Origin of the sequence: Bacillus sp. FSL R12-0074, assembly GCF_038005725.1 — a bacterium.
Classification (GTDB): domain Bacteria; phylum Bacillota; class Bacilli; order Bacillales; family Bacillaceae_G; genus Bacillus_A; species Bacillus_A mycoides.
Window position 1 is genome coordinate 1 of record NZ_JBBOTR010000009.1, and the last position, 9,829, is coordinate 9,829.

At 29.6% G+C, this 9,829-nt stretch carries 9 protein-coding genes; 3 read left to right on the plus strand and 6 right to left on the minus strand.

What is annotated here, in order from left to right; genetic code table 11:
- The first annotated feature begins 116 nt into the window (after positions 1–116).
- Positions 117–689, plus strand: a complete 573-nt coding sequence (locus tag NSS97_RS30240; RefSeq protein WP_341115377.1) for a tyrosine-type recombinase/integrase — start codon at positions 117–119, stop codon at positions 687–689.
- Between the two features lie 88 nt (positions 690–777).
- Here the strand turns inward: NSS97_RS30240 and NSS97_RS30245 are convergent, their stop codons facing one another.
- The 3 genes from NSS97_RS30245 to NSS97_RS30255 are packed head-to-tail and all read right to left on the minus strand — an operon-like array spanning position 778 to position 4,081.
- On the minus strand, positions 778–1,416 hold the full coding sequence (locus NSS97_RS30245; protein WP_107888436.1) for a putative bacteriocin export ABC transporter: 639 nt from the start codon (positions 1,414–1,416) through the stop codon (positions 778–780).
- 4 nt (positions 1,417–1,420) lie between these two features.
- Positions 1,421–3,586 (minus strand): DUF1430 domain-containing protein, encoded by a 2,166-nt coding sequence (locus tag NSS97_RS30250; RefSeq protein ID WP_107888437.1) that lies wholly within the window; start codon positions 3,584–3,586, stop codon positions 1,421–1,423.
- A 51-nt stretch (positions 3,587–3,637) separates the two neighbouring features.
- Complete coding sequence (locus tag NSS97_RS30255) at positions 3,638–4,081, minus strand: lactococcin 972 family bacteriocin (protein ID WP_107888438.1); 444 nt, start codon at positions 4,079–4,081, stop codon at positions 3,638–3,640.
- Between the two features lie 279 nt (positions 4,082–4,360).
- On the opposite strand from NSS97_RS30255, the gene NSS97_RS30260 reads away from it, so the two are divergent.
- Positions 4,361–4,774, plus strand: coding sequence for a thioredoxin domain-containing protein (locus NSS97_RS30260; protein ID WP_107888439.1), 414 nt, complete (start codon positions 4,361–4,363; stop codon positions 4,772–4,774).
- Between the two features lie 12 nt (positions 4,775–4,786).
- Positions 4,787–5,215 carry a disulfide oxidoreductase gene (locus NSS97_RS30265; protein ID WP_107888440.1) on the plus strand — a complete coding sequence of 143 codons (429 nt, stop codon included), beginning with the start codon at positions 4,787–4,789 and terminating at the stop codon, positions 5,213–5,215.
- 319 nt (positions 5,216–5,534) lie between these two features.
- Here the strand turns inward: NSS97_RS30265 and NSS97_RS30270 are convergent, their stop codons facing one another.
- The 3 genes from NSS97_RS30270 to NSS97_RS30280 all read right to left on the minus strand — a co-directional run bounded on the left by NSS97_RS30270 (position 5,535) and on the right by NSS97_RS30280 (position 9,103).
- Positions 5,535–6,101 carry a hypothetical protein gene (locus NSS97_RS30270; RefSeq protein WP_107888456.1) on the minus strand — a complete coding sequence of 189 codons (567 nt, stop codon included), beginning with the start codon at positions 6,099–6,101 and terminating at the stop codon, positions 5,535–5,537.
- A 1,178-nt stretch (positions 6,102–7,279) separates the two neighbouring features.
- Positions 7,280–7,918 (minus strand): MarR family transcriptional regulator, encoded by a 639-nt coding sequence (locus NSS97_RS30275; RefSeq protein ID WP_044443236.1) that lies wholly within the window; start codon positions 7,916–7,918, stop codon positions 7,280–7,282.
- 1,020 nt (positions 7,919–8,938) lie between these two features.
- The gene (locus NSS97_RS30280; RefSeq protein ID WP_165927704.1) at positions 8,939–9,103 is read right to left on the minus strand and encodes a hypothetical protein; all 165 of its coding nucleotides are present in this window, start codon (positions 9,101–9,103) and stop codon (positions 8,939–8,941) included.
- Positions 9,104–9,829: the final 726 nt, after the last annotated feature.

The following is a 9,829-nucleotide window of genomic DNA, read 5'->3' on the forward strand; positions in this document are numbered from 1 at the left end:
AAAGTTTACATTCATTCCCTCTTAATCATTGACTTACCACCGAATCCACTGATATCCTCAATTTATATGATAAAAGTATACATTCAATACACTATAAATAAAGAGGTCATAAAACCATGAACAAAAAACCACATCTCATTGATGTCCAGCCTATCCGTAGCAAAGAACAGATCGAAGATATGAAATGGGCTCTGAAACGTCATTGTTCCGAACGAGACTATATTCTCTTCCTTATTGGCATTCATACCGGACTACGCGTAAGTGATCTACTCCAACTAGAAACACAAACCATAGTAAAACTAAAACGGAAAAAGAGAAAAGAATTTAAGATCAAAGAAGGAAAAACGAAGAAAGAACGCATGATTAATCTTACTTCTATCTTTGATGAAATCTATTCGTATGCCCAAACCCTAAAAAATACCTGGTTATTCCCTTCTCGAAAAGGAGATCAACCCATTAGTAAGATCCAAGCTTATCGACAATTGCAAAAAGCCGGAGATTTTGCCAGTGTAGAATCCATCGGTACCCACACCATGCGCAAAACCTTCGGCTATTGGTTCTATAAACAAACTAAGGATGTGGCTATGTTACAAGAAATATTGAATCATAGCACACCTAAAATCACTTTAAAATATATTGGCATCAATAAAGAAGAAAAAGATAACATACTTGATATCTTTTATATTTAAAAAACTCTTCATCATTTTAATAATTATAAAATAAATCAAGAGCTAAATAAAATATATTAATTAGCTCTTGATTTCAAAATTTCACATACTATTTTAATTCAATTACTCTAGAAAATAAATTTTGCAAGTCTATATCATGAGTTACAACAATAATCGTTTTACCCTTACCATGAAGCTTTTTTAATAATTCAATTACTTGATCTCGATTTTCTCTATCAAGAGAACCTGTAGGTTCATCAGCTAAAATAATATCACACTCTTTCAACAAAATCCTAGCTATTGCCAGTCTTTGTTGTTCCCCACCACTTAAAGTATAAACTTTAGTTTTTAAAGAACAAGACAGACCTACTTGCCCTAATACTTCACTCATCAAATCAATTTTTTCTTGTTTGGTTTTCTTTTGAAATTTGAGTGCAACTTCTAAATTTGCACCAACTGTTTCATTATCCATTAAAGCATAGTTTTGAAATACATATCCCAATGTATTTCGAAAAAACATCTTTTTATTTCTAAAAGCATTATTATTCCCTTGAATTACAACTTCTCCTTGATTCGGTTCATCTAAAAGTCCCATGATATTTAACAAAGTAGATTTACCAGAACCACTTTTACCTATAATACCAACAAATTCATTTTTATAAATATCAAGATTAAAATCTTGAAAGATATACTTATCACCATGTTTTTTAGTTATATTATTTAGTTTGATTTCTAATTCTTTATCCATTTTGTCAGCCCTCTTTTATAATTTGTATCATTTTCTTTCTTTCACTTCTTTTAATAAGTAAATAAGTTAACATATTCTCTAAAAGAAAAACAAAGAAAATAATACATCCAAAATCAAACTTACCAAACATAAATATAATAAAAGTACTAATAATCCAAATAGAATTTGTAACCATTAAATAAATCTTATGTTTTTCAAAATAAGCATAACCATAAATAGTTTGAATAGTATGTCTATACTTGTTTTGTTCTAAATAATTCATTGTTGTAAAAATACTAATTGCAAAATATACAAACAAAGTTATACATAAAACAAAAACAAAAACATACATTCTTTTCATATGTTCTTGTACCTCAAAGTTATTTGCATCATAAGCATTGTAAACTGTAGGATATAAATCTTGTAAACCTAATCTCTCTACTTCTGACTTCACACTATTATAAAAAACTTTTTTATCCGTTAATTTTATAAAATACCCGCTGTTACCAACAACTGTATCGTATAAAGCCCCTTCATTCCCATTTTTATTCGTTAATACGACTCCAATTCCATCATAAAAGTAATTATTAGTATCTTTTGCATGATGATTTGAAAAAGTAAAATAAGATTGACCATCTTTTACCCAAATAATACTATAAAATTTACTCTTAACCGATTCTACTGGTTCTCCAATATCTTGTAAAAAACTATTTTTAGCTCCATATTTTTGAAAAGCATATTCATCTTCTAAGTATGCTCTAAGTTCTCTTTCTTCACTTTGATATTTCTCTGGAACTAATATTATTAATTCTTCATTATTTTCATCAATTTTAACAACCTTATTATCTACTGATTTTATTGGATTCAACTTTAAAAAATTATTATTAATTCTTATTATCTTTTCTGCAAATTTTGATTGATTTGGTATATCTACTCCAACTTCTTTTGCCTCATATGCATCTGAAACTTTTACTAAAATAGCTCCTCTGTCATTAGTATATTTAAATAATTCATAATGCTTTTTAAAAAGATCTAAAACTGCTTTGGGTTGATTTCCATTTGGAGTAGGTGCACTGGTATTCATTACTCCATAAGATTTTAAAACATTCCACTTACCTGCATTCGTTTCATAATATCTATATAACATAGAAAACGAAGAATAAGATACAAATATCAAATATAAAATTACACCAGAAAATAACACCTTAGTAAAACCATTCAAAATTTGAATTTTCTTTAAAGGTTTTTTATTCTTTAAACTACTAGAAATATCTATATTCCCAACTCTTATAAATAACAGTGACACAATAAAGCAAAACATTATTCCTATGATACTTTGATATAAAAAATAATTTCTTAAAATTTCTAACCATTCTAATGTAAATAACAAAGAACCAACCTTCACTACAGCTATAAAACCCGTAGATAAAAACATAGCTGCAAAATAATAAACACATATTTCAAACAAATAATTTTTCCAAACATTTATTGCACCATAACCATTTAATAATTGAACCGAAAAATTTTTATATTGTAAAAAGTAATAGTATATCGTCATTAAAATTGATAAAACATACAATAAAATCAAAGGCATTACCTGTAGCCCAAAAGAACCAATAGGCTCTTGAAATTCATAATTAGAATATTTAATTTTTAAATTTAATTTTTTTTCTAGACTATTAATAAAAGAATCTACTTTATTTATATCTTGCAAAGTAACAATATAATTACCTGTTATTAACTTATCATTTGGAAATTTTCTCAAAGGCTTAATATGAAATTTATTTTCATTTGTATAAGAGAATAATTTCCCCGTTACTTTTTCATTTTGAAATGTAGACAAATAAAAATCTTCCATTTTTGTATCATTTGGAAATTCCCCATCTAATAAAGAAAAATTCGAAAAATATGAATTCTGATCGTGTGTTAAATAAATATATTCTGTCGAAGAAACATCTGAATAACTTGGTTTGAATACATTTGCACCATATGAATCTGACACATTAAACAAAACTGAAAAAAACTTATTACGATCAATTTCTAGAATAGATTCATTAAAAGTCATAACAATACTATTCTCTTTTCCTGCCTGTTTCATGAAATTTTCTTGTTTATTTAGAATCCATTCAACAAAAACAAAAAAAGAGAGTAGAAAAATCACTATATATAAAGAAAATAGGACTTTTTTCATTTACTCTCTCTCTCTCATTATTTTTTTATATTTAAATATTAATTCATAAAATTATTGAACATCATAATAAGATTTATAACTTGTTAACTTGTCATAATAATTTGAAGTTTTATAAGCTTGTTTTCCAGCTTTTACCCAATCTCCTCTATTAGTTACTCCATTAGCCATAGCTGACGCTTTATGAGTACGTTTAGCATGATCATATTGAGAAAATTGTGCCCAATCTAACTTCCATCCCATTGTTTGACCTTTACACCATTTTCCACCTTCTATATTATCAAAACACTGTCCAGAACCAACTCTAGGAGTTGCCTTACCTTGAATAACACGTTGTTCTCCAGATTCCAAATTTGTAAAACCCTCTTCAGTGTAAATCATTTGTGGCCCAGTTGAATTATTTTCTTCCGCCGCAAAACTTGTTACAGGTGAAGCTAACAAAGCACCACATAATCCTAAAGATAAAATTCCCTTACCTAAAAACCCCTTACGTGACATAAAATCTCCCCATTCCATAAAATATTTTACTAGTTTTAACTAGCACAAAAACAAAATTAGCATATATTTCTAATTGAGTCAAATATTTACTTTTATATAAAAATAGATTAAAATAAAACTTAATTTAAAAATTCTAATAATAAAAAAACTAAAAATCCATATAATACATTTAACAGCTCTCAAATTTACAATTTAAGAACAATTTGTAAATAATTATAATATAAATAACAATAAAAGCAACCGTTTACATTTCCAGAAAAACGAATAAAAGGAGAAAAAATGAAAAAAATAATTGTATTTATTCTTATCACAATATCAATTTTAATTTTAATATTTTTAACAACAACAAAAAAAGATTCCAAAGAAAGTACTACAAACTACTATCAAAACGAAATAAAAACAAATGAATTACAAAATGATATTTTAAAACAGAATGAAAAATTTATTTATTTCTATCAAACAAATTGTCATTACTGTAAAAAAACTTCTCCTATAGTCATTCCTATGACAAAAAAACTAAATATAAATATGGAAGTCTTAAACTTAGAAAAAGAACCTAATGGATGGAATCAATTTAAAATTGAAGGAACACCCACTATCATTCATTATAAAAACGGAAAAGAAATAGATCGTATTGAAGGAGAATATAAAAAAGAAGAATTTAAAGAATGGTTTAACAAAAATAAAAAATAAATAGGAGAAAAAATGAATACAACCAAAAAATTAGACAATATCTTATTTATAGCATGGGCAACATCCTTTGTTGCAACAAGTAGTAGTTTATATCTCTCTGAAATTATGAAATATGAACCTTGTACCTTATGCTGGTATCAACGGATCTTTATGTACCCATTAGTTATCATACTAGGAATAGCAATTAAAAATAAAGATTATAAAGTGAACATTTATTGCTTAATTCTTTCTACTGTAGGAATATCTATATCAATTTATCATTACTTAATACAAAAAATACCACACTTATCAAATATATCGACATGCGGTAAAATACCATGTACTGGTGATTATTTAAATTGGTTTGGATTTATCACTATCCCATTTCTTTGTTTAATAGCCTTTCTAATTATTATTATTTGTAGTACTGCAATAATTAATATAAACAAAAAATGTTATTAGAATAAAAACATATTAATAGCAAGGGAATGCTTGTAGACTGATCTATACTGCATTCCCTTATTGTATGTATGCTATATTCTTATTCGCCTTTTTCTAACAGTAGAACCACGAATCTTGGCGAAGACATTGGTTTTTGCCCTGTCCTGGGGTCCGTCCTCGCTTTTTATTCCACGGTTCCCTTGACGACGAGCCTCCGAACCCTCAAACTCCCAAAGCTAACCCCAGCGGGCAAAAACCGCCCTTCTGGGGCCACCCCTGGCGAGTTTGCATGAGGGTTCCCCTCATCGTCAAGGAACTTTCGCGGCATAAACGCCAGGACTCAGCGATTCCACATGCGTCGCCACCACGATTCCTTTTTAATCTCTTGTACTTCTCCATTGTTTACTTGTTGTTCGGATGAATCTATTTCTAATATTGCTTGTTTTTCTTCTATCATAATTCTTTTTAAATCTTGAATCTCTCTCATCAAATACATAATTTGTTCATCTTTCTTATTTGCTTGATCTTCCATTGCCTTTTCTAATTCTTCCGCAACTATTTTTCTCACTTCATCTAAGGTAAACATAGTTTGTTCAAATGTTTGTTTAGAAGTGTTTTCCTGAACAACTTCCATATCAACAGCAATATATTTTTTAAAACCTTCTTTGTCTAATACTTCTAGAATCTCTTTATGAGGGACATTCTTTTTATTTCGAAGTTTATTAATAAATTTTAAAACATCCACACATTCAGAAGAAATATAGTACTTATTTTTCTCCCCCTGTTTGAATAGAATAAATTCTTCATAAGTATTGCAATTTCGTTTAATTGTCATTGAAGATACACCAACTTGTTTTGCTATATCTTCAGCCGATAGCCAAATTAATTCATGTTTTTCCCTAACCATTGTTTAAATCACTCCTATCTAAACAAACAAACAGCATCTGAACAGCGCTCATAAACATTATTATATCAGGTGTTTAGTTGCTGTTCAGATAAATACCTTGTTCAGATGAACACTTATTAAAACTATTTAAACAAACACCTAAACACCTTCATGAATTTTGTTCCTAAATAGGGATCCCCTAAACCTTCCTACATACACATAAATTAACTATTTGTTTTTTAACATAATAATTTTTAATTAAAAAACAAGCTATTCTATAAAATTGGAAATTCTGAATTAAAAAAGACAGAAGAGCATAAGGGTTTTTTGGGCCCAACTAGGGGTTGGGACTAGGCGGAGCCTAGCTTAAACGTGGGTACACGAAAATTCCCAGGATGTCCACTCACTGACGACACAAAACCCTCCAAATGTACCCATTATGTCCCCAGATGTAGACTCAGTGAGTACACAAAGTCCCTTTGATGTCTCCATATGAGTACTCACTAACGACATGATATTTTTAATAAATTGCAATCAAACATTACTTTAAAATACTAAAAGAAAACAATAAGCATTAAATAAATATAAATCCTTAATCTAGAAATAAATAACAACAAAATACAAGATGCTATTTAAACGCTTCAGGATCCTTTTTAAAAGATATAAATCTAAAACAATACTATTTGTCGTCAAAACAAAAATAAACGCTTAAAAAGCAAAATAAACAGGTTTAAAAGAAGGTTTTCCTTTGCTTTTGGGGTTGAGGCTGGTTCGTCGTGTGGGGACGAGCCCCCACGTATTACGTATCTATCAATGTGGTAAGTGAAATTATTAAACGAAGGCACTAGCGGTTCGGCTCGTATAATCGCAATTCAAGCCGATGATCCCAAATAGTTGCTTTTGGATGTATCGGCTTGGTGATATCCAAACTCGAGCCGAAAAAAGTTCCGCAAGGATGTAGCAAAGCGAAAAGGGTGGAGATTTTCTGTAGCAAAGCGAAAGAAAATACGACCCGTTCCTTGCGGAACTTTTAGCTATATATATAAGAGTGAGAAGAGCAAAGTGAAGAAAGTCAGTAGTATCAAGGGTTTATAGAAGATGGAGTGTCAAAAAAAAGTGACACCGGTGTCAAAAAAAAGTGACACCTAAAAAAAGGTAAATAACAAAAAAAAAAAGAACGCAAGTTTTTTTGCGTTCTTTTAAAATAAATAAATAGGTAGTTTATGTTTTTTCTTCCCTTGATCTTCGACTTTAAAATTTCTTAATGAATCTCTAAAAATGTGTTGAGTTGCTTTATCTATTCCATCTTTAGGAGAACAACACATAACATTTGGATTTACAAACCATGTACGACTAGTACAAACTCGTCCATCTTCAGTTGTAACACCTGATTGTGCAACTGCTAATACTCCCTTTTTTAATAAACCATTCATGACACTAGAAATACTTTGACGAGTCATTTTAAACTTTTCAGCTAAATATGTAGGTGATGCTGGATTATTTGTCTCACGTTCTACAAGAACATTAGTTTTAAACTCTACAGAGGAAGTTAATTTAAATAAAAAGGCTTCTTCCTTACTACTTAAATAACCTATTTCAATCAAATAATCTACATTATCCATTATAATTTGCACAAATCTCACCCGATCTGTAGGCTTTTTCTTTTTACCTATGAAATATTCTTCCCCACCAGTCGTCTTACTTAACAACTGCAAAAGCATTGCTTTCTCTTCTTCTGAGTAACCACCAGCTTGCAACTGATCATAAATACTATCAATCTTACTATCTCTTATTTTCGCTTTTTTTTCAGCTTGTCCAAAATCTACAACTTTTGTCATAAAATAATTCTCTCCCTTAGTGGAAGAAATCAACTTTTATATGTTAGAATGTATATAGAATATATATTGGTTGATTCCAACCTTATTAAGAAAAACCGCCTGCCGTCCAAAGCATGGGCGGTTTTTCTCGTTTATACGTCTTTCTTTATAATAACATGAAACACCTTGTTAAAGCTTTCCATCTCTTGCAAAAACACAACATTCGAACTCCCCAGCCCCTCAACTCCTTGAGGGGCTACCTCGCCGGTCGGCAGGAACAAACAATAGTTTGTTCCATGCCAAGAGGGTTTGGGTGTAGTCCAGTTTGGTCAAGTCAAATACTCCCTTCGCTTCGCTAGGTCCGTTTTGATTGACTAGCACCCGTAACCACTTCTCCCTCAATTCATTTGATATACTAAACATTATCTTCTTCATTCACTGTAAACTTGATTTGAATTATTTTTCCGATACTATATTTCTTTATTCATGCAATCTTGCATGAAATCTTGTATACACTTACTATCATTTGGTAATCTAACAAAGTAAAAACAATGTTTGTCGAAAGTAAACCATCTTAACTGTAATAGCCAACTAAAGAAAAGGGCAGAATCTGAATCCAGATTCTGCCCTTTTCTTTAGTTGGCTATATTCGGGGTTCAGCCGAGATACATGTAATTTTGGGTCATAGGCTGTATTTTATTTCCATTATCTGATTATCGTGTAACAAAAAGGTATTTTAATAATAATGTTTACGGATTATTATTGATACAGTATTTTGTTACAGCTAGTTCAACGGTTAGGATATTTCGTATTTCCAAATACAAAACGTAACAAAAACGAACGTTTATGTTACAAATATCACCGATAAACAACGTTTGGTAAAAAATGTATTACTATGACCTAGTTTTACACGTATCTCGGCTGAACCCCTATTCCAATCTAAAAATACATATCCCTACAAATATAAGAGCAATATTTATAAAAAAGCCAAAATCATTTTACTTCATCTAACTTCTCCATTTTTCTACGTAACTTAGTTTTTTATATATCTCTAGAAATAATAAATAAAACTAAGTTAACCAAAGCTAAAATTGCATCTATACAAATCACCCAAAAATCACTTTTTATAAAAGAGTTAGTCAAAAACAATATTAATAAGCTAATTCCTGAAATTAAACTCACTTTGTTTTGTTCTATTTTTAACATAAAACCATCTCCTACTAACTATATTACACTATCCTTAATGTGATTAATTTAAATATTAAATAATTAATATGTAGTGAGCTCTTGAAAGTGAATTTTTGAATATTAGTTTACTGTCAATGATAGGAGTAGCACCATATGCCCAATTCATTCCCTATAATATGCAATATTACATATAAAAATTTATTGATATAAATGTAAGCGCTTACTATAATAAAAGCATAAAGATAAATCACATCTTAGCATCAACAAAAGAGGAGGAAATAATATGACAATCGCAATGGCAGTTTTATCATTCTTAGGTGGAGTGCTTCCATTAGTAGGAGAGCTTTTAAAAGCAGTAATGTAAGTTCATTATTCCGCAATTATTTATAAAAATCATCATACCTTACTACGAACAAAAGAGGAGGAAATAATATGGCAATCGCAATGGCAGTTTTAAAATTTGTAGGTGGAGCACTTCCATTCGTTCAAGAACTTTTAAAAGCATTTATGTAAGTTCATTATTTAGCAATTATTTATAAAAATTATCATACAAATGATCTGTATATCAAAGATGAATTGATGTGCAGATCATTTGTGTGAGCAAAGTCCCTTTAACATTATGAAGGGGCTTTTTTAAATTTCTACATACTGAGGTTCCGTCACATCAACATCAAGTTAAAGCACTTTTAAAACATTAAAAAGTGCTTTTTATTTATTATAAATACGAATGTAAACTTTTACATA